The sequence below is a fragment of the Coprobacter tertius genome, assembly GCF_024330105.1.
Taxonomy (GTDB): Bacteria; Bacteroidota; Bacteroidia; order Bacteroidales; family Coprobacteraceae; genus Coprobacter; species Coprobacter tertius.
Map to the genome: position 1 here is coordinate 106841 of NZ_JANDHW010000005.1, position 26800 is coordinate 133640.

The 26800-nt window shown below is 40.1% G+C and carries 16 protein-coding genes and 1 pseudogene; 9 read left to right on the forward strand and 8 right to left on the reverse strand.

Annotated features, from left to right (window positions below):
• Positions 1-185: 185 nt before the first annotated feature.
• Entirely contained in the window at positions 186-1466 is a 1281-nt protein-coding gene (locus tag NMU02_RS06530) for a hypothetical protein (RefSeq protein WP_255026729.1), read from the forward strand.
• Positions 1467-1786: 320 nt separating this feature from the next.
• Here NMU02_RS06530 and NMU02_RS06535 read toward each other — a convergent pair whose 3' ends face one another.
• The 8 genes and pseudogenes from NMU02_RS06535 to NMU02_RS13720 form a co-directional block, all read right to left on the reverse strand.
• Positions 1787-2641 carry a glycerophosphodiester phosphodiesterase family protein gene (locus NMU02_RS06535; protein ID WP_255026935.1) on the reverse strand — a complete coding sequence of 285 codons (855 nt, stop codon included), beginning with the start codon at positions 2639-2641 and terminating at the stop codon, positions 1787-1789.
• A 470-nt stretch (positions 2642-3111) separates the two neighbouring features.
• On the reverse strand, positions 3112-4458 hold the full coding sequence (locus NMU02_RS06540; RefSeq protein ID WP_255026730.1) for an MFS transporter: 1347 nt from the start codon (positions 4456-4458) through the stop codon (positions 3112-3114).
• Positions 4459-4615: 157 nt separating this feature from the next.
• Entirely contained in the window at positions 4616-5953 is a 1338-nt protein-coding gene (locus NMU02_RS06545) for an IPT/TIG domain-containing protein (protein WP_255026731.1), read from the reverse strand.
• A 41-nt stretch (positions 5954-5994) separates the two neighbouring features.
• On the reverse strand, positions 5995-7242 hold the full coding sequence (locus NMU02_RS06550; protein WP_255026732.1) for a ComEC/Rec2 family competence protein: 1248 nt from the start codon (positions 7240-7242) through the stop codon (positions 5995-5997).
• Entirely contained in the window at positions 7243-8730 is a 1488-nt protein-coding gene (locus tag NMU02_RS06555; protein WP_255026734.1) for a RagB/SusD family nutrient uptake outer membrane protein, read from the reverse strand. It abuts the gene before it with no gap.
• An 18-nt stretch (positions 8731-8748) separates the two neighbouring features.
• Positions 8749-12207: a TonB-dependent receptor gene (locus NMU02_RS06560; protein ID WP_255026735.1), complete on the reverse strand. Its 3459-nt coding sequence runs from the start codon at positions 12205-12207 to the stop codon at positions 8749-8751.
• 88 nt (positions 12208-12295) lie between these two features.
• Positions 12296-13312, reverse strand: a complete 1017-nt coding sequence (locus tag NMU02_RS06565; protein WP_255026737.1) for a FecR family protein — start codon at positions 13310-13312, stop codon at positions 12296-12298.
• 54 nt (positions 13313-13366) lie between these two features.
• Positions 13367-13964, reverse strand: a pseudogene (locus tag NMU02_RS13720) (RNA polymerase sigma-70 factor).
• A 372-nt stretch (positions 13965-14336) separates the two neighbouring features.
• Between NMU02_RS13720 and NMU02_RS06580 the strand changes: the two are divergent.
• From NMU02_RS06580 to NMU02_RS06615, 8 genes are all read left to right on the forward strand, one after another.
• The gene (locus NMU02_RS06580; RefSeq protein ID WP_255026741.1) at positions 14337-14900 is read left to right on the forward strand and encodes an RNA polymerase sigma-70 factor; all 564 of its coding nucleotides are present in this window, start codon (positions 14337-14339) and stop codon (positions 14898-14900) included.
• A gap of 111 nt (positions 14901-15011) precedes the next feature.
• On the forward strand, positions 15012-16007 hold the full coding sequence (locus tag NMU02_RS06585) for a FecR family protein (protein WP_255026743.1): 996 nt from the start codon (positions 15012-15014) through the stop codon (positions 16005-16007).
• A gap of 174 nt (positions 16008-16181) precedes the next feature.
• Positions 16182-19523, forward strand: coding sequence for a TonB-dependent receptor (locus NMU02_RS06590; RefSeq protein ID WP_255026747.1), 3342 nt, complete (start codon positions 16182-16184; stop codon positions 19521-19523).
• 11 nt (positions 19524-19534) lie between these two features.
• Complete coding sequence (locus tag NMU02_RS06595) at positions 19535-21097, forward strand: RagB/SusD family nutrient uptake outer membrane protein (protein WP_255026749.1); 1563 nt, start codon at positions 19535-19537, stop codon at positions 21095-21097.
• An 8-nt stretch (positions 21098-21105) separates the two neighbouring features.
• Entirely contained in the window at positions 21106-22008 is a 903-nt protein-coding gene (locus NMU02_RS06600; protein ID WP_255026750.1) for a glycoside hydrolase family 18, read from the forward strand.
• A 5-nt stretch (positions 22009-22013) separates the two neighbouring features.
• On the forward strand, positions 22014-23285 hold the full coding sequence (locus tag NMU02_RS06605) for a DUF1735 and LamG domain-containing protein (protein ID WP_255026751.1): 1272 nt from the start codon (positions 22014-22016) through the stop codon (positions 23283-23285).
• A gap of 37 nt (positions 23286-23322) precedes the next feature.
• A complete protein-coding gene (locus NMU02_RS06610) occupies positions 23323-24840 on the forward strand; it encodes a BT_3987 domain-containing protein (RefSeq protein ID WP_255026752.1) in 1518 nt (505 codons plus the stop codon).
• Positions 24841-24946: 106 nt separating this feature from the next.
• A complete protein-coding gene (locus tag NMU02_RS06615) occupies positions 24947-26770 on the forward strand; it encodes an InlB B-repeat-containing protein (protein ID WP_255026753.1) in 1824 nt (607 codons plus the stop codon).
• Positions 26771-26800: the final 30 nt, after the last annotated feature.

Here is a 26800-nt window from a genome sequence, read left to right on the forward strand (position 1 = left end):
ATTACACTTTTATAATCACAATATATAGTTTAGGAGGTAATTAAAGAAAAATACTCCAAAACACAATAAACAAACCGTTTTTTAACCAACCGTAAGAATATATAAATAATCCGGTGGTGTTTTGTCGGAAACGGAACATAACGGGTAGGACATAAATTAAATAGAAAAATTTAATAACGACAACAATGATATTATTGAAATACTTTAACGTAGGAATTGGTTTACTTACCATTTCGATTTTTATCAGTGGATGTGGAAATATTAAAAAAAATAATATTGAAACGAATAAAAATGATAGCATTACGGTGTTATTAACCAGACAGTTGAATGCAGGATATTATGCTTCCGGAGCAGGTGATATAATGTTATATGATATTGACTTACCTGATTTTAAAATTACAGAACAATTAATTTTGGATTCTTTAGAAAAAAGAGGCTTTATAGTACCGACAGACTCATCTTTTTTGAAACGGATAAAAACCATATTCGGAATCGAGGTGAAAATTGGAGAAATTATACATCTGCACACGAGGAATAATGATGAAGACGTTGTATATAACCCCCAAAATCCATTTGGTATCGGTGATGTGATACATATAGATGCCGATAAGAATATCGTTTCAAAGACTTGTTATCTGCCCGATATAATCGACTATAAAATTTCATTTCCAGACTTGGCTAAATCAGAAAAAAATATAGATTCCCAACAAATATTAAATAATAAATTTAACGGAGAGGAAAATGATTGGGATGTGCATTTATGGAATGAAAAAAAATATTCAGACTTTGATCTGAAGTGGCTATTTCATATCAATCAATATATATCTTACGATAATCTGACAAGTTTCATCTGGTTATCGGAAAATGTGCCGGATATTTTGAAAAATTTACTTCTAACTTTTAGCTACGATAAAGATGATAGAATCAACAAGTTGGTTCTTGACGATAACAATATCTCTTTGATTGATAAATTTATCGGTCGCGATAAACACGGTACATTAAAAATCCAAGAAGGTGTTTTACACACCGTCGAGCAGCTTTCAACACCAGATTGTAACAAATATTTCGAAATGACGAGTTCATTAGTCGATCTGATGGCATACCATCCGGATACAGAAAGAGACAAACAAAACACCTATCCTTCATTCAACGACCTGACACTGCAAGAACGACATCATATAATTGCATATGCCGTAAATACCCTCCAGCCTTTATATGAAAAATATAATGGTGAAGACGGTTACGGTAATTTGGATCAATTTAACATCGGAATTGTAGATTGTTTCTGGAATGCTTTTTTCGACGACCATAAACTGCTGTATGATATCGAGACGAATAACTGTTACAATTTGCCTAACCTGACAAAACTGATTCAGAAGATGAGACAGGATGATCGTCTGATTAATGGAAAAAACGGATCATTGGAACCATGGAACTGGTCGCCGGAAAAATATTTGGAAGAATAATAATCATTTATTAAAACGGATACGGAAGCCGGTTTATAAATAGTCTCTTCGCTTCTAGAATGCCTGTTTTCTTGTTAGGCTCTTTACGTTGCTTGAGGAGATCATCCGCTCTGTTAAGAATCACAAGAGATTATATTTGATGTCTATTATTCAATCTTGTCCTTACTTTCTTTACCCCGTCATTAAAAAAAACGAGTCATTTTCGCAGCAACGAGATAAGTATAATTACCCGAGGTAACCAATATTAGTAATCGCTTCGTTTCGTTCAAGATGACAAGCGGGATAAAAACTTTTCCCGTTTGTCATCAACTGTATATATATCAATTATGAAGACCTTTTTTCCTCAAATATTCAATTAATTGCGCAGGACGGTCGGTTTGTATCAATTTTGCACCTTGTCCTATAACCCATCCCCAACTTTCTTCGGGCTGATTACGTTCTACAGCACGATCATCGTCATGTCCACCACATAACTCGGGCCACATCGTATTAATAAATGCTTTTGAACCACTGTCACGCACTTTCCTGATAAGTTGCTGAACTTCGGGACCGTCATTTTTAAAACATAATTCAAAAGCGGCCGGTCTCATATTATTCAGGTATCCATCGATTATCATATCCGAGCCGTCGTTATCGATATTTATTACCGGCATAAAAATAACCTTAGCTAGCAAATCCCCGTTTTCGGCCTTTACCTGTTCATAAGGTAAAGAGGCCTTCATAACACACTGGTTTACAGTCCCGGTATTTACCATTATTTCATAAGCCTGTTTAAAATATTCGTATCCTTTATCTACATTTACCATAATTTTACCTTTGCACAGCTGCATGACTTCTTCGAAGGTCGGGATCACATGCGATGTCTTGTGCCCCGCTCCATTACGCAAATTAAATTTCCGTAACTCGTTAAGAGTATAATCTTCGGGCTTTCCTTTACCGGTTGTCGTACGATCTATCGTTTTATCATGCATAAGTATCAAATGACCGTCTTTCGTTCTTTTTAAATCGATCTCAACCATATCTACACCCATATCAATGCAATTCTTTATGGCTTGTAAAGAGTTTTCGGGAGCGTTACGCCAGTCAGCGCGATGCGCTACCACAAGAACAGGGCTACCCAATAAATTTCCTCGTATTGCCTGCGCAGGTTCTTGTGCGGGCAGAGTACTTACCATTGCAATTAATAACGTTAACAGAAAAAACTTTTTCATAACTACTACTTTATATATTTATCTAATAAATGATTGTCCCCTCAATGGCTTAATCTTGGCATATATCGAAAAATGTAAGCGGGAATTTTTTTACCCAATTTATGAATATTATTTACTAAAGAAGAAATTCCATTTATTCATAAAATTAAAAATGTCAATTGATATATATCCGAATAATTTTGAACAAAAATAAAAATAAAGTTCGTAATTTTAATCATTATGCATTATAATTATCCCGTTTTTTAAATAAATTCATAATCTATAAAATGAAATATCGACTGATAATATAACATATGAAAATCAGATATTTATATTAATTATTATCATTATTATACTCCTATTATTATTAGATATTTACATTATTATCAACATATTAATTAATATAATTTTGTCTACATTTGCATTTAAAGAATAAATTTTTATCTATTGAAAATTTAAAATTTCGATTTAGCGTTCCATACTAGTGTTGCCAATAATGCGGAAATTAAGGCCGACCCTATCCAAAAAACATTTATATACCTAAAATCATATATTTCAGATCCTTCTTCAATTATTTTATACCCTTCAATAAGTACTCCACTCATTATATCTTGCAATCCCGCCCCGATATAGCTGGCTATGCCCACTATACCCAGGGCGGCTCCCGATGCATTACGCGGAGCGATATCTACAGCCATTAATCCGCCCAAGAAACAAATAAGTACACCTATACCCACCCCAAAAAGGATCATAGCTATAACATCGATCCAAAAATGGACCCCGGGTACAAGTAAAAAAAGACAAAGAGCCAGCACATTAGTTAATCCGAAAATAAGCGCCGGCTTATTACGTTTACCACCGAATAATTTATCTGAAATAAATCCCGAAAATACAGTACCTATAATCCCGCATACCGAACTGATAGAGATAATAAAACTCGCATCCAGCATCGAATACCCTTTCTGTGTTTCTAAATAAAATACCCCCCAACTATTTATCGCATATCTACTAATATACATAAATGCACTCGAAAGAGCTAATATCCATATCGCCGGCATTTTCAGCACTTTTTTTTGAGCGCTATTGTATTCGTCCGAAGAAGTAACGGCTCCTGTCATTTTATTTTCTGACCGATTTAATTCAGGTAATCCCTCACTTTGAGGAGTATCATAAAAGAAACGCCACACGATTAAAGTTCCCAACAAGCCGACAAGTCCTGCCCCTAAAAATCCATATCGCCACCCGAATACACTTACAATAGACGCCACGCTGATAAAAGTCATCGCTTCACCGATATTGTGACTGGCACTCCATAATCCATAAAAAGTTCCTCTCTTTTTATCATCGAACCAGCGAGACAAACCCACTACACAAGAAGCTGCTCCCATTGACTGAAACCACCCGCTTACCCCCCAAAGCACCAAAAACAATATAAACGAATGAGTAAACCCTAAAAATAAATTGACCAATGCGGTCACCAATAGGCCAGTAGTCATAAAACGATTTATATTACACCTATCGGCAAGAAAACCGTTCGTAAATTTACCGATAGCATACGTAAAAAAAAGCACCGAACCGATAATCCCCAATTCCGTTTCTGAAAATATACCTTCTTCAACTATAGGCTTTTTTACAACATTCAAGCTTAAACGGCAAACATAATATGTACCATAACCTATGGTAGCAGAAAGAAACGTAGACCACTGGAGTAGATTTGCCCGATGTTTCTTTTCAGATACAGTTTCGGTATTACAAAGTTTCGGAGATGAAACTCTGTAGAAATTTATTAAAGCTTTCAGCATATTTATTTACTTTATTATTGTAAAGATTTTTTGTCTCAGACAAATTATGATCGAACCGATTGGCATCAAATCCAATCCTTGTTTCAAGATACAATCTATCAGCCGTTTAATCATTTTCGTATTTTATGCGTGACTCGGCCTATAAAGAATTAATAAATTATTGCCCCGAAGATTCTTCTATTTTACGAATAGCATAATTTGAATAATCCGCTACATATAACGCGTCATCCGGCCCGAACTGAAGACCTTCCGGGTTATTAAACTCCGCTTGTGAAGCAATACCATCGACCATTCCCGCTTTATTATATACACCTGCATAGGTCGAAACGTCACCTTCGGGAGTTATAACTCTGATGCAATGATTTCCCCTGTCGGCTACATACAAATTGCCCTCTTGGTCGATATCCGCCTGACAAGGATCGCTGAATTTGGCATCGTTACCCATACCATCGGCATACCCCTTTATCCCAAATGATCCGGCAAATAGTTTAACATCACTAAAATTACCGGTAACTAAATCATACTTTGCCTTATATATTACATGATTTTTTCGGGAAACGATATATACCGTCGTACCCGATTCATCAAATACGATACTGTTAATATTCCCCTTGGAAGCGATACCCCCTTTGTCATCCGGAAGCTGAAACATTGAAGCAAAGCCAGTATTCTCATCGTATTTATATATCCAAGACCCCGAATGATAACCCATAAAAACAGTACCGCTTATAGGATGTACTTTTACCGAAGTAACACCGCTTTGCTCCGATAAAGAAATCAAATTATCATATTCTTCACCATTTTTTGTCATCGTTCCAAATCCCATTGTGCCTCTCGCATCATTGTCATTAACAATGTACATGGTATTTCCATCCAAAGAAAAATCGATAGCCCGTATGCGCTGTACCAATTCGCTATCAGAAGCTTTCAACAGAGTCGTTAATCGATTATCTTTTACTCTCCGGATACAAGCCATATCGTTAATTTCGGCATTACCATCTTCAACAATATATAACGCATTATCTTTCCCCCATATTAAATAACGTGGTTTGGATAGCGTAGCGACAGAAAGTTCACCATCTGTTTCACCCTCTTCTTTTCCACCCAAAAACGTAGATACTAATTGATTGGATATATAAGTAAATTCTGTGTCATAAATTAAAACTTGTGCATCAGGCCTCTCCCCCAAAATGATTCTGACAAGACCCGAACTCATTCCTTTCTGCACTTCAGCGGTAATAATTTCATTCGATACACTTTTAACCAAAGCTTCCTTTCCGTTAATCGTTACTTTAACACGATTAATATCCGTTCCGAAATTATACCCGTTCAGAGTAAGCAGTGTACTTCTTCCTCCTGTTACAGGAGAATATTCTGTAACTCCCGCCTTCATATTTTTCGCTTGATCATTATCGTTACATGCATAAAACGCCGCAACCATTATAAGCAACGTCACCCATAAACTACTTTTATTTAAAAGATCTTTTGTATTCATCCGATATCTATTTTAATATTAAACTTTCTGTTTTTCATATTTCAAATATTATGATCCAAACCATTTTTACATACATAGGGACCGTAAATTCGCTTTATTTTTCGTTTTGTATTACTATCATCTAAGATATAGATATAATATTGCTCACCATCGGGTAATACCCGAATGACAATGTGCCCTTTCCTACTTTTCATTTTTTTTACATTCTTTCCAATAACTATTTTGGCAGCATCATGGAGATTAGTGGTAAATACATCTCTTTTCCCTTTATATAGTTGTTTAGAAAGCATTCTTTCCAAAGTTGAATGGTCGGGATGAAGAGCATCGCTTGCCTGTATAATAAATACGCGAGGAGACAAGGTTGAAACAAATAAATCATTTGTCGCATCACTATATCCATGATGATCGACACAACAAACTTCGATAGATCCGATTACCGGAGCCATTTGGGTCTCCACATCATGAAACGATGCCCTACCCGGTTTAGGATATCCTGTCACATCACCACCCGTATAATATGTAAAATTCCCATAACTAATCTTCAATGCGCAACTTAATGTGTTTTCTTTGGGAATATCATACTTTTGCAACTGGCCAAAATCAGGGAACAGATATCTTATTTCATCTCCTTTACCGGTCCATAACCAACCATTGGCATATAGATTTTGTACTTTGAACTTCCCGTCATAACTAACCGAATCATATAGTAATTTGAACTGATTATCTGCCCCCGGCTTAAACTTTTCAAGTTTTATTTTGCATTTAGTGAAATGAAGAAAATTAAAATAGTTCTTTAACATCTTATCCTCTTTATTCACTAAAAAGTCATAATCGGGGAAACCCCTATCCACCAATTTGCCAACCGGCAGATTTTCTGCCACCGTAATCATACCGGTATCATAGTACCTGCCCGAAGCATTTTTTGATTTAAGCACACCTCCCATATGATCACTATGGAAATGTGTGATTAATGCATAATCCAAACCTTTGTGTCGGGCAGGCATCATATTCTTAATATAATCCACAATCCATTCTCCGGGCGCCTTGTTATCGTTCGGTTTAGGAGGAACATGCCGGGGAGAATCGGCATTATTTTCACCCGCATCGACCAACATAGTAGTACCATCGGGAAAAATAATATATGCGCATTCACCGCAACCTGTATTTATATGATGAATATACATATAACCCTTTTCCCAGATGGGTAATGTATCTCCTACTTTTTGCGCATACGGCCGAAGGTACAAAAAGCATAAGAACCACAGTATTATATATATCTTGTATTTCATTTAATAACCCGGATTTTGAGGAAAATTTACTGGATCGTTACGTAATACGACTTCACTATTCGGTATCGGATAGAGTAAATCATCATTATCTATATTAATGTTTATTTTGGCCATTTCATTAATCGCATTTCCAGAACGTATCAGATCAAACCAGCGTTGCATTTCCATCGGAAATTCAAGACGACGCTCAAGAAAAATAGCATCCCTGAAACTATCCTGGTCCGGAAGATCATCGGTTGTATATGCGCCCATTGCATAAGAGCGGGTTCTAACCTGATTCAACGCTAATAACGCCGGAGCTGCGGCAGAATTATCATAAGCCACTTCATTACAAGCCTCGGCATACATCAATAATACATCAGACCAACGAAGTATAGGAGTATGATACCCATATTGTTTCAGCGAACTTTGAATATCGGCATACTTCACCAATAGGTTATTATCGTTATTCGTACCTTTCATGCTACGCATCAAATCGGCTCGCCGATCCCCCGTCGCATAAATACACTTTTCGGTATTGCTTAATTTAAGTTCTTCGTTCAAATCTGCCTGATTGGCATAATAAGTCAATGCATCCCGGCCTTCACCCGGTATATCTTTATTAAAAAGTACTTCAAATAAAATTTCTTTATTCATGGTTTGCGGAGACCAACCGGTATAGTTTTTAAAATCCGCAGCCGAACTACCTTGCGCAGGTGCGGTACTAAAAACATTCGCGATATCAGGCAGTAAATCATGTGTACCGGCATTATCTATATTTATCAGTTCTCCCAATACCGCTTTTGCCTCCGGCCATTTTTTTTCTTGTAGGTAAACTTTGCCTAAAAGTGCCTTCGCAGCCAATGAAGTAGCTCGTCCCAAGTTTTTACCGCTGAACTTTTTGGGTAGATTTTTTATATCGGATGCAAAAAGTAAATCGTTTTCGATAGCACTATAAATTTCCGTTGATTTATCCCGTTTACATTTAGCCACTTCTGAAGGTGTCATCGGAGTTAAAATCAATGGAGCATCTCCCCAAAAACGAACAATATTAAAATAAAACAATGCCCTAATGAAACGCGCTTCAGCTTCATATTGCAATTCCAGCTTATCGTCATTTACCACCCCGATGTTAGCGATCACATTATTACATCGATATATCGTCTCATAACTTTTTTTCCATACGTTACGAAAAATCTGATTATCAGATTGTGCCGTAAATATTTTAATGCTATATTCCCGGCCTGCGTTACCTCCCGTATTGGCAAACGACCCTAAATCATCTGAACGCACATCGGTCATTAATACCATTGACGACTTATACAAATAACCGTTTTGTAAATTGGCATAAGCAGCGGTAAGCGCATATTCGATATCTATCTTGTTTTTATAAAAATTTCTGGTCGTTCCTACATTCCCCTGAGGCACTTCATCTAAAAAATCGCTACAGCTCGAAAATGTTAATAGAACCAAAAATACTACACCGATATTTGCTAATATATTTTTCATAACAATCATTTATTTATTTTATAAACTAAAGTTTATCCCAAATACGATACTTCTCGAAAGCGGATAAGTTCCGTAATCTACTCCCTGCATAATGGGGCTGGAATCAGCACTGACTTCGGGATTATAGCCGCTGTATTTAGTGAATGTAAAGGGATTAAAAGCCGAACCGTAAATACGCAAGTTACTTATACCCATCCGCTTTAATAAACGTTTGGGAAATGCATATCCGAGGGTTATCTCACGAATACGCATATACGAACCGTCTTCAATATGCCAGGTAGAAATAACGGAATTCATCCCTGTTGCGCTACGATTAGCTTTATATACTTTTCCGCTTCCGGGATTTTCTGGTGACTGCCAACGTTCATTCGCTATCGAAAGCTGGTTTGCGTTACCCTCCATATTGGCCAAATATCGTCGATTAATATTCGCGATTTCGTTTCCGTAAACTCCTTGTAAGGATAAACCGAAGTCAAACGACTTATATTTGAGAGATGTGGAATAACCATATGTAAAGAGTGGAAGATAATTTCCCGTAATTTGTTTATCATCTGCGTTTATGACATCATCCTTGCCGAATTTCTTAAATCTAAAATCACCCGGTTGAGCATTTGGGACGATAATACCATTCATTACGTCAGTTTCTATCTCAGCCTGATTTTTATATACACCATCGGTTACATATGTATAATAGTTTCCGATAGGCTCACCCACTTTGGTAATAAAATCAATCACTTTATTCGACTGAGTGTATATTTCAGTAGCGCTACCCAACGATATGACTTTATTCCGATTCATGGCATAATTAAAACTATTCATCCAACGTATACCGCCCATTTTTACGTTCGTATTCAAAGTTATTTCAATACCTTTATTCTCTACTTTTCCGATGTTTTGCAGAATAGTAGAAAACCCGGAGGCTTCCATTACAGGTACATCTAAAAGCATATCAGAAGTTAACCCTTTATAAATATCCACTTCAAGATTCAGCCAATTAAAGAAACCTATTTCCAATCCTAAATCTGTTTGAGATGTTTTTTCCCAACTCAAATCCGGATTACCGAAAGTGCTTTCTTTCGATCCGATGCTATATATATCGCCAAACACATAATTATCGCCGTTGATAATACCATAAGAAGCATAATTACCAATGTTCATATTTCCAGTCATTCCCCAACTCGCACGAATCTTTAAGTTACTTAACCAGGAAGAAAATGATTTCATGAATTTTTCTTCCGACAAATACCACGCTCCGGATACAGAAGGGAAATACCCCCAACGGCTATTCTTCCCAAAGCGGGATGAGCCGTCGGCACGAATAGCAGTGGAAAATAAATACTTATCGGAAAAATTGTATTGTACGCGCGCGATTCCCGAAAGCAAAGTCCAAGCCTGTTTATTCGAATCATACTTTGTCGCGGTAGAATTTCCCGGAATAGTATGAATTAAGTCATTCATCGGTAAATCTGTAGCCGTGATTCTATTTGCATTTCCTTGATATCGCTGTGCCGTCCATCCAGCCAATGCCGTAATAGAATGCAATTTATTTATCTTTTTATTAAAGTTTAATGTGTTTTCCCATACCCAGGTATATTTATTCTTGGTTCGGGATTCCGCTGTAGGATTAGACGGCGGAATACGATTTGTAGAATTCGGTAAAGCAGCCGGACGGTAATAATCCCGCACGTAATTATTATAATTCCAACTTCCCTGTGTTTTTAAATTCAGCCCTTTAAGTATCTCGAATTGAGCATAAGCTACTCCCAGCATTTGTATAGAGGTCATTTTATCTTCGATAAGAGTCGCTACCGCTACCGGGTTATTCAATTTTGATTGTCCGTAACTGGTATTATTTTGTGAATAATCAAAATTTCCGTTTTCATCATAAACCGGATAGATAGGAGCTGCTCCTAACGCCAATGATAATACGCCGTCGTCACCATACCGACCTTCGGTGTTTACCAAGTCATAGATATTACGAGTTAAATTGATGTTACCCCCAAATTTCCAACGTTTGTGACTCACATCAACTTTAGAACGGAATCCCATTTTAGTAAAGCCCGAATTTATGACTATACCTTCTTCATTTTGATAATTCCCGGAAAGCATGTACTTAATGCTCTTATTTCCCCCGCTTACGGACAAATTGTGCTTTGTAATGAAACCTGTACGTAATACAGCATCCTGCCAATCGGTATTAACTAATCCCTTTTCTCCTCTGACATAGGGAAGAATTTCAGGAGGGAGCATCCATCCCTGATTTTCATTAATACTTCCTGTTTTCAGATTGTTCCAACGTTGTTGATTCGTGGCGTAAGGATCATATAAGGCAGCCTTTCCCGCAGTTTTCAATTGATCATAGTAAGCGTTGTTATGGCCGTCAAACACTAATTGTGCGTACTCATAAGCATCCAATACGTCAATTTTATCTGTTACCATTTGAGCACCGGCATACCCGCTATAAGTTATCTTCGGTTTACCTTCTTTCCCTTGCTTAGTAGTAATAATCACAACGCCATTGCTTCCTCTCGAACCATATATAGCTGCCGCCGAAGCATCCTTTAATACCTCGATTGATTCTATATCGGAAGGCTCGATAGAAGCCAACGGGCTTACGGATATTCCGGTTGCGTCTCCCGTATCATCACTCAAAGGCACACCATCTATCACATACAAGGGTGAGGTCCCTGCCGTTACGGTTCCCACACCACGTACTTTAACATCGAATCCTGCTCCGGGAGTCCCATTCGGTTGTGTGATTTGTACCCCAGCCATACGCCCCACCAACGCCTGTTCGATACTTGTTGCCGCTATATCCGCTATATCCGAAGCCCGAATAGAAGAAATAGAAGTCGTAACATCTCGTTTACGTTGAGTACCATAACCGACTACTACCACTTCATCAAGCATCTTCCCGTTTTCATTCAATATCACTCGTTCGAGAGCTTTACTGCGCGCCGGAAATTCTAATGTTTTATATCCAACATACGAAACGGCAATCGTTTTATCCTCTGGTACGTCATTCAATTCGTATCTGCCGTTAATGTCGGTAATCGTACCTATCGATGTTCCTTTTACAACTACACTGGCACCTATTACAGGATCATCATTTTTATCTACGATGATCCCTTTCAATGTTTTGGTTTTCTTTTCAACCGACTCTTTAGCTACCAAAGCAACAACATTGTCCTTTTCTAATTTATAAGAAAGGTTTTTCTTATCCAATAGTTTTTGCATAGCATCGCCGATAGAAGCGTTACTTACATTTAAGGAAACATATGTGTCGAGTCCGGACAGATTTTCATTGTAAAAAAATTTATAGTTACTTACCTGTTCGATTTTTCTCAAAGCTTCTCGTAAGGGCATATTCTCTATGGAAACGGTAATCTGTGAAAAAAGTGAAGTTGAAGTAATCAAAAGCAATACGAGACAAAAAATTCGGGTTGCTCTCATGGGGATCGGTTTCCTGTTTTTCATATATAAATTTTATTAGATTTAAATTATATACAGGAAACCTTATTTTACTATCCAAACAGATATGTAGATTTTAAACTATATTAATATTTTAATATTTTGACCTCAATATAATTGTCGTACCATCGATCACATAATCAAAAGAAGATGTCAGTTTCAAAATATCGAGTGCATTTTTAATACCGCCACCGGGGATTGTACCTGTAAAATACTCATCGGCTATTTCGGACGAATCGTAACGAATCGTAACATCGTATACTCTCGAAAGGGTTTTCACAATATTTTCCAACGATTCATTATTGAAATACAGTTTTCCACTGGTCCAGGCAATAAAATTACCGGCATTTACTTTTTCCGAATCGAATCGGCGTGTAATCCGGTTATAAGTAAGTTTCTCTCCGGGCTGCATCGATACCGAAGCCGTTTCAGAGTTAACACGAACTTTACCTTCGAGCAATACGATCGTAATATCTTGAGAATCACTATAAGCCCGTACATTAAAAACTGTTCCCAGAACTTTTATCTCTAAAACCTCTAATTGTACAATAAAAGGGCGGCGAGTATCATGCGCAACCTTAAAATAACCTTCTCCATAAAGTTTAACTCGCCGTTCGTCTTTTCCGTAACTTTCGCCGTACATGAGTTGCGAACCCGAATTCAGCATAATATCCGTTCCATCAGGCATCATTACCGTCGTCATATCTCCGTTAGGAACTTTTACAATAAACGGTACTTGTTCTTTATCGACAGGATTCAGATAATACCATCCCATGAAAGCCAAAATCAAAGGAATAAATAGAACGGCTGCCCATTTTACCAGCCTCGAAAATCCTTTTCGGGAAAGAAATATATTTTTTCTTCGTTTCACCAGATTTTCGTCCTGTATATTTATACTTTCTGTAGGTAAAACAAGAGATTTTATATATACTAACATATTATCTTTCAACGCTGTATCTATCTTAGAGCTACAACTGTCAAATTCTTTTTCCCACCAAGCAGAAAAAGCCGTATTCTCACGCATCCATGTAACGATTTTATCTTTCTCTTCTTCTGAAATATCGTCTCTTAGATACTTTTCAAATAATATTTTATAATACTCTTTATCCATTTCTTTTTTTATCGTATACAGTTACTTTAACCCAAATCTCCAAAATAACAAATGTTATTGTATTTCATTAACTAAGCACACCCATAATATAAAAAATAATTTGCCGTAATGCTTGTCGAATTGTATCCGCATATATTTTATCGCCAGCGATAACTGGGTCGCGACCGTGCTCTCAGAAATATTCATTATACGGGCTATTTCTTTATTAGAATAATGCTGTCGTTTGCTTAAACAGAATATCTTTTTACGGGATGGAGGCAAATTATCGATCAACGTATCGATATAATCATTCAAAAATTTTAAATCGGTACTTTCTTCGGTACACTTTTCTTTATCCTCTCCTTTTTCGTATAAATAACTTGTATATAAATTCTACCATGCGACGCTCGTATGCATTCATCAATATGTTTTTTGCAATAACACATAAATAAGAAGAAAAATTTTTTTCGGCATTAATCTTTTCTTTCACCTCCCATATCCGAATGAAAGTTTGTTGCACCACCTCTTCGGCCAGATATTTATCACCTGAAGAAATTTTCATTATAAAATTATAAAGTTTCCCGCCATAGAAGTCGTAAAGGCTTTCGAACGCAGCATAAGAACCTTTTGAAAGGGCATGCAACCATTCCGTCATTTTATCATCTATATCCATAATGACCTGTTCTCCGATTATAAAAAATATCTATTCCATTTATTCATAAACTAATACAACCATTAATAAACAAAAAGCAATATATATTAATTCAACAAATTTAAAAATAAAGATTGTATTTTTATTTTTTTTGATTTAATCTTTATCGATTTGTTTTTTTATATAATTGCACTAACTATGCGAATGTTATCGTAAAAAATATCTACTTAAATGTTTCCCATGAGTTTATGCACAAAAAAATTACCTTGAAATCTCTTTAAAAAGAATATTACGATCCATTATATATTTTTTAATAAACATAAGTTATGTCTTAATTCAATAATATTCTATATTTATTATTTATATTTACAGCGATAATTTTACTGATACTTCATGAAAAACAATTTACTAAATACTGAACGGATACAGAAATTCGAGTTCTTTTTTGCCAGCAATTACCCAATGGTTAAAAAATTTGCTCTCATGCTTCTGAAATCCGCAGAAGATGCCGAGGATATCGCTCAAGAAGTATTTACCCGGTTATGGGATCAGCCCGATTTATGGGAAGACAGGGAACATATAAATTCTTTTCTTTACACTATGACCCGTAACCTAATTCTCAATCAGATAAAGCACCATAACATTACTACGGCCTACCGAGAAAACTATTCGGCCAAAATATTGCAAGATGAAGCATACGGACTTAAAGATATGCTTAACCCTATTTATTATAAGGAAACTCTATTGCTGATAGAACTTACGCTCGAAAAAATGCCCGAGAAAAGAAAAAAAATATTCCGCATGAGCCGATTCGAAGATATGAGCAACAAACAAATCGCAGAAATTTTAGGTATTAGCATACGTACTGTAGAGAATCAAATATATTTAGCTACCTGTGAGTTAAAGAAAACTATTGTTTTTTCGTGGTTTCTTTTTTTGGTTATCGCCGAACGCTAATTTTCGTTTTTCGATACTTCTGTTTCTATATGTTCACATTTTTTAATTTTTTAATTTGAGTAGTTTTTCTATTTCAGTTGTGACATATACAGTAAATAAGAAAAAAGACTCATGTCACAAAAGAAAAATTATTTTCAAAGAATAGTAGAACTCTTTGCCGGGAACAATTATCCGGCTTCCGTCCGAAGCGACTTTTTCCGGTGGCTCACAGATGAAGAACACGCTACCGAAAAGGATAAGGCGCTTAAAAAATTATGGGAAACGACTCGTTCGACTGCCGATACCGAAATATCGATACACACATGGAAACGCATCAGAAAGAGCATCGGATTGTTACCCGAAAAGAATTTCATACGGCGCATACGCATTTGGCAAGGAGCCGCAGCTGTTTTATTACTCATGCTGGCCTCATCACTCTACCTCGCCTCGATTGCTCGCCGGCCATCTGCAGATCTCATTCAACAATACTTTCCTATTGCAGAAACAGGCTGTTTTCTTCTTCCCGACGGTAGTCAGGTACAACTCAATTCTAAAAGCACCCTGTTATATCCACAAAATTTCTCAGGGAAGACACGAAGTGTTTATCTTATAGGAGAAGCCAATTTTAAAGTTGCACACGATAAAAAACATCCGTTTATCGTAAAATCCGCTGATCTTCAGGTAACAGCATTAGGGACCGAATTCAATGTCTCCGCTTATCCGGATAATCCCGTTACCGAAGCGACCCTTATTTCGGGAAGTATCCGGGTAGAATACGACAACCTGCAATCTTCGGAAATATTGGAACCGAATGAGCAATTAGCCTACAATAGAATAGATAAAAACCGCCTCCGGCTCATACCCGATATGAATGATGTCACTGCCTGGCAACGAGACGAACTGGTATTCAAAGAAATGACGCTCACCGATATTATCCGGGTACTCGAAAGAAAATACCCCTACCGGTTCGAGTATAGCCTCAACAGTCTCGGTAACGATAAGTATACATTCCGGTTCAGAGAAAAGGCGGCCTTACCCGAAGTTATGGATATCATCGAAAGCGTTGTAGGTAACATAAAATATAAAATAGAGGGCAACTCTTGTTTTCTGACCGAGAAAAACAAATGAAAACCATTAACTGGAATTACTGGATTAAATTATAAAATTACCCATGAAAAAAAGTATCCGGAATGAAGCCTCACTTTCATCCCGGATATGAAATCAACATCCCGATAATAGAGTACAACTCTACAATGTCAATACTAAATAACCATAGAATTTTTAAACTCTAATACTAAGATAATGCTACAAATTTATGAATTTATAGTGAAACAAGCGAAGATCAGAAAGAGTTTTATACTTTTTTTCTGTTTGCTCTTTCTGCAAGCACCTGTCTTTGCTCAATCTGGTGAAACAATCACTATAAAAAAACAAAAAATTACAGTGATCGAAGCACTTCAGGAAGTAGCTCGACAAGCCCATATGTATGTGGGTTACAATGCCTCTCAATTAAAAGACAAACCCGATATTTCACTAAACATCGAAAAGGAAACTTTACAACAAGCCCTTTCTCGAATACTAAAGGGTACTGGTTTCTCATACCGCATTAAAGACAGGAATATTGCCATTGTTCCCGATAATAAACCAGAAACAGAAACTATTAAAAAATTAGTGACCGGCAAAGTAACCGATGAGAGCGGAGAACCGCTCATTGGTGTAAGCGTCGCTATCATGGGTAGTACGATGGGGGTAATCACCGACGTTGACGGAAAATTTTCTATCGAAGTTCCGGTCGGCAGCACTCTTACGCTCTCATACGTGGGCTTTAAGACACAACATATAAAGATAAACGATCGTAATATATACGATATAAAAATGCTTTCCGATACCAAGCAACTCAATGATGTAGTAGTAACGGCTTTAGGTATCAAACGCGAACAAAAAGCGTTGAGCTATAATGTGCAACAAGTAAAATCAGACGACTTTACACAAATAAAAGACGCAAACTTTATAAACAGCCTGGCAGGTAAAGTTGCCGGAGCTACCATCAATACCAGTTCTTCGGGAGTAGGCGGAGCCAGCAAAGTCGTCATGCGTGGTGCAAAATCTATCGAGCAGTCGAGTAACGCCCTTTATGTAATCGACGGTATTCCTATGTACAACTTCGGCGGAAACGGCGGTACAGAATTCGACTCGAGGGGAACAACCGAGGCTATCGCCGACCTGAATCCCGACGATATCGAAAGCATATCGGTACTTACAGGAGCTGCTGCTGCTGCCTTATACGGTAGCAATGCCGCCAACGGAGCGATCTTGATTACTACTAAAAAAGGAAAAGTAGGTAAAGCCCAGATCACCGTATCGAGTAATACCGATTTCCTGAAACCTTTTGTATTACCCCGTTTCCAAAACCGGTACGGCACCGGTAGCAACGGAAATCCCGACGGTTCTACTTCACAAAGCTGGGGTCCGCTACTTAATCAGGCCAGTTACCGGGGATATACTCCCAATGAATTTTTCGAAACAGGTATCGTTTATACCAATTCTATTACCCTTTCGGCAGGAACCGAAAAAAATCAAAGTTTTTTCTCTGCTGCTTCGGTAAACTCCGACGGTATGATACCCAACAATCGTTATAACCGTTTTAATTTCACTTTCCGAAATACGACGTCGTTCCTCAATGACAAGATGAAACTCGATGTAGGAGCCGGATATATTATACAAAACGACCGGAATATGACCAATCAGGGAGTATATTCCAACCCACTCGTACCGGCTTATCTTTTCCCGAGAGGAGATGATTTCTCTCTCATAAAATCGTTCGAACGCTGGGATCCCGCCCGTAAAATTATGACCATGTTTTGGCCCCAGGGAGAAGGTGATTTAAGAATGCAAAATCCTTATTGGATCGCTTATCGTAATCTTCGTGAAAACAACAAGAAGAGATACATGTTGTCGGCTCAGTTGAGCTACGATATCACCGACTGGATAAACATTACAGGCCGTGTGCGCGTAGATAATACCAATGGAAAATACGAACAGAAATTATACGCCAGTTCCAACCCTACGCTCACCGAAGGCAGCTCACAAGGATACTATGCCATAGAGACAAATGAAAATTCGCAGACTTACGCCGATGTCTTACTAAACATCAACAAACGTTTCGGCGATTATTCACTCGTCGCTAATATAGGAGCCAGCATTACCGATAATGCAAGCGACGCATTGAGTTACCGGGGGCCCATCCGTGAAAAAGGCATCCCCAACGTATTTAATGTTTTCGACCTCGACAACTCTAAAAAACGTGCCCGCCAAGAAGGTTGGGAAGAACAAACACAGTCGGTATTCGCCAGTGCGGAACTGGGATGGAAAAGTATGATCTATCTATCTCTTACCGGACGTAACGACTGGGCATCGCAACTTGCCAACTCTCCACAATCTTCATTTTTTTACCCTTCGATAGGATTATCAGCCATAATTTCTCAAATGGCAAAAATGCCCGAAGAAATCGAATATCTCAAAGTCCGTGCATCATTCAGTTCGGTAGGTACACCCTATCCTCGCTTTCTCACTATTCCCACTTACGAATACAACGAAACGACCCAAAGCTGGAGTGCCAAAACCCATTTTCCGATCGGAAAACTTTATCCTGAACGTACCGATTCCTGGGAAGTAGGTATCGACGCCCGTTTCCTCAAAGGATTTACCTTGAGTGCCTCGTTCTACCGAGCCAATACTTATAATCAAACTTTCGATCCCAAAATATCGGTATCATCAGGTTATTCTAAGATATACCTGCAAACAGGATATGTACGCAACACCGGTATAGAAGCCATGCTTGGGTACCGACACGACTGGAACGGGTTTACGTGGGATACCGGTCTTACCTTCAGCAAAAACCAAAATAAGATCATCGAACTGGTAGATAATTATATACACCCCGAAACAGGACAACCGATTACCCTCGACAAATTAGAAATGAAGGCATTGGGAAAAGCTAAATTTATTTTAAAAAAAGGAGGTACACTGGGCGACCTCTATACGACTTCGGGCCTTAAAAGAGATGAAAAAGGACAAATCGAGATCGACAACAACGGTAATGTAACCACCGTCGATAATCTCGAAGATATCAAACTCGGTTCTGTCTTTCCCAAATGTAATTTTGCCTGGCATAACCAATTCTCATACAGAGGAATCTCTCTTTCGGCTTTATTTACAGCACGTATCGGGGGTATCGTATATTCGGCGACCCAAGCTGCACTCGACCAATACGGTGTTTCCGAAACTTCGGCAGCAGCACGCGATGCGGGATATGTACTCGTAAACGGTCGCAGCCATATCGATCCTCAAACCTGGTACACAGCTATCGCTTCTCAAAGCGGTCTCCCGCAATATTATACTTACAGCGCAACCAACATACGATTACAAGAGTTATCGATCGGTTATACCATCCCTCGTCGCAAACTTAAAAACCTGATGGACATTAATATCGCATTTGTAGGCCGCAACCTGTGGATGATATATAATAAGGCTCCCTTCGATCCCGAATCGGTAGCGACTACGGGTAACTACTATCAAGGTATCGACTATTTTATGATGCCGAGCACACGCAATCTGGGATTCAATATTAAGATCAACTTTTAAAGACTAATAGGATGAAACACTTAAAAAAATCCGCTCAAGCCTGGTTTCTTCTGTTGTTACTGACTGCAGGATCCGGTTGTACCGATCATTTCGATGAAATGAACAAAAACCCGTATCAAGTAACAAAAGACGAACTGGGCCGCGAAAACTATAATGTAGGTTCTACACTCAAAACCTTACAAGGATTAGTCGTTCCTACCGAGGAACATCTTAATCAGTTTGTCGAAATATTAGCCGGAGGCGCATTCGCAGGATATGCCGGCTCTACCATCGATACCTGGGCCTCGAAATTCTCCACTTATAATCCGCCCAGCGATTGGCTGAAAGCACCGTTTGTAGATGTATTCGAAAAAACGTATCCGGCTTACCGGGATATGTTCAACCAAACCGAGGACCCTGTTGCAAGGGCTTTGGCCGTATTGCTAAAAGTTGCTATCATGCACCGCGAAACCGACATATACGGACCTATACCCTATTCGAAAGTCGTGCTTCCGACCGGAGATATCTCGCTTACAGCACCTTATGACAGTCAAAAAGATGTTTATAACGAAATGTTCAATGATCTCGAAAACGTAGATAAAGTTCTCACCGAAAATAAAGACCTGAGTCCCGAAGCATTTCGAAAATTCGACGACGTTTATTACGGCGATATCGGAAAATGGCTGAAATATTTACATTCACTACAACTACGCATGGCCATGAGGCTCGTATATATCGATCCTGTTCTAGCACAACAGATTGCCGAAAAAGCGGTCTCCGAAGGAGTGATTACAGCAAATGCCGACAATGCCCTTCTTCATGTTGAGGAAAATCGTATTGCCATGATATACAACGATTGGAACGATCATCGCGTAGGGGCCGAAATCATCAATTATATGAATGGATTCAAAGATCCCCGCCGAGAAAAAATGTTTACTAAAGTTGGCGATGATTTTATAGGCATGCGTATCGGTACAGATCCCGATGACAAAGATAAATGGGTTAAAAGTTTTTCGAAACCGATCATTACCGACTCGGATCCCATTCTCTGGATGAATGCCGCCGAAGTAACTTTTCTCCGAGCCGAAGGCGCTCTCAGAAATTGGGCGATGGGCGGTGAAGCACGCGATCTGTATGAACAAGGTATTCGTCTCTCATTCGAAGAAAAAGGAGTCAAAGGAGCAGATGAATACATTAAAGACCAAACTTCGCAATATCCAGATGTATATACCCCTCCGGTAGGACCCGGTTATACCTCCAAGCTGAGCGACATTACTATTATGTGGGAAGATGGGCAGCCGAACTTCGAACGCAATCTCGAAAGAATCATCGTTCAGAAATGGATCGCGATATACCCGCTCGGCATAGAATCCTGGGCTGAATTCAGACGTACCGGATATCCGAAACTAATGCCTGTTGCCCTGAACAAAAGCGGGGGAAGCATTCCCGAAGGTACCTGGATACGCCGATTGCCCTACCCTGCTGAAGAATATAGCCTGAACAGAACAAACGTAACCGCTGCCGTAGGAATGCTCAACGGACCCGATACCGGAGGTACTCCCGTCTGGTGGGATAACAAGAAAAATTTAAACTGAAAATCGCTATGAAGAACTATATTTCATTACATACCATCCTTTGCGCATTTCTATTAGGGGCATCCGCTATGTTGATAAATGCATGCAGCGATTGGAACGAACCCGAAACTCTCAAGTTCGATACGATCGGTCCCGAATCGCAAAATCCGGAACTCTATGCCCGATATACAGAGAGCCTGAAAGAATATAAAAAACGGCCTCACTATCTCGTTTACGCAAGACTCGACAATGCTCCGAAAGTCTCGGTAAGCGAAAAAGATTTTTTACGGGGAATGCCCGATAGCCTCGACTATGTCGTGCTTACGAGACCTGAACAAATTACCGATTTCGATCGGGAAGACATGAAAAAAGTACAAGCCGATATGGGCACCCGTATACTCTGGTATGCCGATTTGTCCAAAGATAAAGATGCGATAAATAAAGCTGTTTCAGGAATGTCTGCAGAAGGTTTCGACGGAATCAGTTTATCCATTACCCGTACGAACGTTCCCGATGCCACACAATTGGAAAAACTGTTTGCATCGGCAGGTCCTCGCAGTAAATCGGGAAAAATGCTGTTTTTCGAAGGTAATCCAGCCGATTTGCCAACCGATTTGCACAACGCATTTGATTATATCGTTCTCAATACATCCGGCTTGACCACCGCCTATGATCTCGTTTTTCAGATCGATCATGCCAGGCAATTTGCAGGTATACCCTCGTCTAAACTTATCATTTCGGCCGCACCCGAAGGAAAACTTACCGATATCGGAAAGGAATCGATCATAGGAACTGCCGGATACGTCGTATCGGCCGGCCCCCTTGCCGGGCTGGGAATTTATAATGCCGGAAACGATTATTACGATCCGCAAGCCAATTACAAAACCATACGGGCAGCCATTCAACTGCTTAATCCTTCACCCATAAAGTAACAGCTATGAAACGATACATCATTTATCAGACGCTTTCTCTCGCCTTGCTGGCCTTTATGGCCGCGGGATGCGACAATACCGACTATAGCAACAAACCGCCTTTCGATAACGGAGCTTATCTCGACGTTGCCAAAACAAAAGATATCGCTAACGTTACCTTTAAGCGTACCCTAACCGAAGTACCGAAAGTATTTACAGTGCTGTTAACTTACCCGGCAAAACAGGATGTAAAGGTAGACTTTGCGGTCGATCCCTCGCTCACCGGCAACTATAATGCCCGCATGGATACCGATTACCCGACACTCGATCCGAAACATTATAAACTGTCGGCGAGTAGCGTCGTAATACCGGCGGGTGAGGCTCAGTCGAAACCGGTTACGATTACCTTCACCGGCCTCGACGCACTACCGCTCGACGCGAGTTATCTCGTACCATTAACCGTAACCGGCGTCTCAGGAGGCATAGGAACATTAGATGGTTCGAAAACCATTTGCTACATCGTAAAAAAATCGAGTGCGATCACCACGGCAGCTAATCTCAGAGACAATTATATGGAGGTGCCCGGTTTCGACAAGGGAAGTCCTACGGCAGATGTCGTAAACAACATGACGCAACTTACTTATGAAGCGATTATCTGGGTAAACAGTTTCGACTACGGAAGCCTTCCCGGAGGTGCCCTACCTGACATATCTACTATTATGGGTATCGAACAGTATATTCTTCTGCGTATCGGTGATGCCAGCTATCCACGACAACAACTACAATTCGCAGGTCCACGATACGAATGGAAATTCCCAAAAGCCGACAAAAGCAAATCGCTGATGCCTAAGACGTGGTACCACGTTGCTCTTACTTGGAATTTGGCGACTCAAACCATCGTCTTCTATGTCGACGGACAAGAACAGAGCCGCAGTGAAGAATTTGCCAAACCCGGAGAACCGGTTGCTCTTAATCTCGGCATGCAGGAACGAGGAAAAGACTTCATGTTCAAGATCGGACATTCCTATGGTGAACCCGAAGATTATACCCGACAGCTCGATGGGAACATCTGCGAAGTTCGTGTATGGAACGTAGCCCGTACGCAAGAGGAAATTTACAAAAACATGTATGATGTAGATCCTCATACACCCGGACTTTGCGCCTACTGGAAATTCGATGAAGGCGAAGGCGACAAAGTAATAGATCGTACTGGTAACGGTAACGACGCCGTCGCTCATAAAAGTCCGCTCGTTTGGCCCGATGGCATAGAGGTGCCCAAAAAGAACGAAACAAAATAAAAGAAAAAATAATTCAAACCTTTAAATTCCCCATACGATGAATAGCTCACATCAGAAAACAATCAGGAACCTCCTCTCCGGCTGTGTGGCGGTAGCCACTGTTATACTCGCCGGGTGCGGAGAAGACCTCATACAATTTCCGGCCGGCGATTTGCCTCCCACCGGGAATATAGGAAAGTCATTCGGCATACTTCGCAATACAGAGGAAGCTGGTAAAACCGATATCCTCATTCTTCGTGAAGATGTACCGGCAACCGGTTCGTTCTATTTCGAACTCACCCGACCGGTCGAAACAGATATCAACCGTACCGTCATCGTCGACGAAAGCCTCGTACAGGCGTATAATGAGGCCAACGGGACAAAATTCGAAGCCTTCCCGGCAGACGGTACGGTTTTATCAGGCGACGGACAACTCACGGTAACCAAAGGAGAAACTCGTTCGGCACCGAGTATGTTCTCCCTCACTTTCCGGCCCGAACTTCCCGACACCACCTTGCTGGCACTGCGTGTAAATGAAGCTGCCGAAGGATACAATTCCCTTTATTTTCTCGTCATAAAAGAAACAAAGGAAACTCCGAGCAAAATTATTCCCAAGCCGGGATTTCCCGGTCAGGAAACCAAACTCATGCTCTGTATCAATACCCTGAACATGACTCCGAGAGTTGCAATATATTTTCAATTGGAAAAAAATCGCAGACTTTACGGAATGTATGAATATGTAAATATATTGGCTGCCACCGTTAAGAACGATAATGGAAGACCTTCGCTTTTCTTCGGAAACGATATCCGCCATGTGCTGACAAATGCCAAAAAGTACATCGAACCCCTGCAGCTTTACGGTCGTAAAGTATGTCTTACCGTACAGGGCGGCGGTGAGGGAATCGGTTTTTGCAACCTCGACGATAACGGTATCGCCGACCTCGTGTACAGCCTCAAATATACTGTGGATAAATACGGTCTCGACGGCATTAACCTCTGGGATGAAAATTCGAAATACGACAAAGAAGGCGCCCGACCCGTCGATCCCGAATCGTATCCGAAACTGATTAAGGCTCTACGGGAAGCCATGCCCGGAAAACTAATCGTACTTACCGACGTGGGCGACCCCACCGCCTCGTTCGATACGCCCCAAGGCGGAATCGAGGTGGGACGGTATATCGATTATGCTTTCCACGCCTACAACAGTGAATGCGTGATAAATCCCTGGGCGGCGGGAAGCTTACGCAAACCCATCGCCGGACTCGACCCATCGAAATACGGAGCGTGCTACTACAATATTCCCCAATCGGATACGCAATGGGTGAATGAACAAACGGAAAAAGTAACCGCCATGCGCAAAGCTGGAGGTCCCACAGGGCTGGCTGTCGTGATGTACGACTCCTCGACGAGGATAGATCAGGACAATGACGGTTTTAAATACAATTCGCCTATTATAATACAAGGATATTTCCAGGGCCAGAATTTAGGCCCCGATATCGATACGGGATTTAATATCAACGAACGGGTACCCGGCTGGAATTTTATGACTCCCGGAAACATTTCAAAAGACTGGTAAAACAAAAAAAGATCATTCGGGGATATCGAACGGTTGTCCCCGAACGTGAAAAATAAAAGATACCGACTATTTCAAACCTTTTTATTAACCCTAAAATTACAAACGTATGAAAAAGTTTTATTTACTATTACTGACATGTATATTCGGTCTCTCTATGAGTGCCGCTATCCATGTAAAACCTGCCGCAGAGGGTGGAGATGATTCTAATGACGGATCAAGTTGGGAAAAAGCGAAAGCGACGATAGGCGCTGCCATCAGCTCGGGTATGGAAACCCAAGAAGGTAATTTCGAAGTATGGATACAAAAAGGAACCTATACCGAAACCGCCTCATGGGGAACTTATAGCGCTGAAGACCCTAACTTGCTTAACCTGTTTATCACTGGCGGTTTTAAAGGAGATGAAATAATGGCAAGCCAGCGGGAAAAAGGGAGCAATCCCTGGGAATTCGTGAACGAAACCATTGTGACTTTCCAATTAGATGGAGAAACCAAAGCTATTTCACTGAACGGCGATGAAATATCAGCACCCTATTGTATTATAGACGGTATTTCATTCCGTGACGGAAAAAATGTAAGTTTCGAAGCGAACGATTCAGGGTTATCATTCAATAATTGTACCTTTTCAGGAAATAAGAATGACAGGGGATCACTCATCGGAATGTCATTTTTTAATCCCACAGCCTCATACTATACACACGATTGCCTATTCGAAAATAACGAAATGTCACAATACGGGGGTGATCTGATAAATATCATGACGACCGAAACAGACAGAGGAACTCTTTCGAAAATCGTATGCATAGGTAACAAGGGGCAAACAGCCATTAACTACTCCTCTCCCATTTCGTCAGGAATTGGATTAGGCATGGCAGATTTAGATAAATGTATCTTCTACAACAACGATATGAGAGAAGGAATCGTAAATCTTAAAAATAACGCCAGTATCGCCAATTCTCTTTTCTACAATAATAACGGAGTTCCCGTCTCTGTTAACGGAGGCGTTGTCGCTTTTTGTACGATTGCCAATAATAAAGGAAAAAATTATGACGACGGCGGTATCGCTATCATGGCGCCTTCTAAAATTTACAATACGATTTTGCGGGGAAATACCGGTGCTTACGGTGCTATCGGCACATTCTCATTCGGAACGAGCCAGTCTCAGATTAAAAATTGCGCTTTTCCCGGTGGCAAACCCGATGGAGCCGTCGTCGCAAACAACCGCATGTATGCCCTTAACGATTTCAACGGTTTTGTCGCGCCTACTACATTCATAGGAGCCGACCCTGCTAAAACTGCAGAACTGGCCGCAGCCGACTGGAGTCTCTCTGAAAAGCCTCACGGAATGATAGACAGCGGAGATCCTGATATATTCTCAAGTATTCAGAGTTTGTCTGGAAGCCGTTATCACTCCGGAGAGAAACAAGGTAAATGCGATATCGGAGCCTATGAATCAAAATATACCGGCATCGCCTTCCCAACTCTGACCGTTACTGCGGGTGACAACGGAACCGCTTCGACCGATAAAAGCGGAGACTATTTTATGGGTGCGGCTGTAGAACTTACCGCAACTCCCGATTCCGGATATGACCTTACAAAATGGACCGATGCCTCCGGGGCAACTGTATCGGAAGAAGCGAACTTTACTTATGCCATGCCCGAAACTTCTACCACGCTTACCGCCAATTTCGAAAAAGGAGGCGGCATAGAAGATACCCGCATACCGGGACTGAACGTATACGCTTCGGCCGGTAAACTGTATGTAAACCACTCTTCTCCGGTAATTGTAGAGGTATATACTATCGCCGGCGGTTTGGCAACAGTTTCAGAAGCAGCATCGAACCATACTATCTCGTTACAGCCGGGAATTTACATGGTCGTAGCTAAGGACGGGACAACACAAGATGTACGCAAAATAGCGATTACAAACTAATACGTTACTAATAAGCCAAACCGAGTCTCT

Coding starts and splice junctions, on each gene's coding strand:
- NMU02_RS06595 (WP_255026749.1), top strand. CDS start 19,535: ATGAAACACTTAAAAAAATCCGCTCAAGCCTGGTTTCTTCTGTTGTTA.
- NMU02_RS06605 (WP_255026751.1), top strand. CDS start 22,014: ATGAAACGATACATCATTTATCAGACGCTTTCTCTCGCCTTGCTGGCC.
- NMU02_RS06550 (WP_255026732.1), bottom strand. CDS start 7,242: ATGAAATACAAGATATATATAATACTGTGGTTCTTATGCTTTTTGTAC.
- NMU02_RS06590 (WP_255026747.1), top strand. CDS start 16,182: ATGCTACAAATTTATGAATTTATAGTGAAACAAGCGAAGATCAGAAAG.
- NMU02_RS06530 (WP_255026729.1), top strand. CDS start 186: ATGATATTATTGAAATACTTTAACGTAGGAATTGGTTTACTTACCATT.
- NMU02_RS06540 (WP_255026730.1), bottom strand. CDS start 4,458: ATGCTGAAAGCTTTAATAAATTTCTACAGAGTTTCATCTCCGAAACTT.
- NMU02_RS06560 (WP_255026735.1), bottom strand. CDS start 12,207: ATGAAAAACAGGAAACCGATCCCCATGAGAGCAACCCGAATTTTTTGT.
- NMU02_RS06585 (WP_255026743.1), top strand. CDS start 15,012: ATGTCACAAAAGAAAAATTATTTTCAAAGAATAGTAGAACTCTTTGCC.
- NMU02_RS06615 (WP_255026753.1), top strand. CDS start 24,947: ATGAAAAAGTTTTATTTACTATTACTGACATGTATATTCGGTCTCTCT.
- NMU02_RS06600 (WP_255026750.1), top strand. CDS start 21,106: ATGAAGAACTATATTTCATTACATACCATCCTTTGCGCATTTCTATTA.
- NMU02_RS06535 (WP_255026935.1), bottom strand. CDS start 2,641: ATGGTAAGTACTCTGCCCGCACAAGAACCTGCGCAGGCAATACGAGGA.
- NMU02_RS06610 (WP_255026752.1), top strand. CDS start 23,323: ATGAATAGCTCACATCAGAAAACAATCAGGAACCTCCTCTCCGGCTGT.
- NMU02_RS06565 (WP_255026737.1), bottom strand. CDS start 13,312: ATGGATAAAGAGTATTATAAAATATTATTTGAAAAGTATCTAAGAGAC.
- NMU02_RS06580 (WP_255026741.1), top strand. CDS start 14,337: ATGAAAAACAATTTACTAAATACTGAACGGATACAGAAATTCGAGTTC.
- NMU02_RS06545 (WP_255026731.1), bottom strand. CDS start 5,953: ATGAATACAAAAGATCTTTTAAATAAAAGTAGTTTATGGGTGACGTTG.
- NMU02_RS06555 (WP_255026734.1), bottom strand. CDS start 8,730: ATGAAAAATATATTAGCAAATATCGGTGTAGTATTTTTGGTTCTATTA.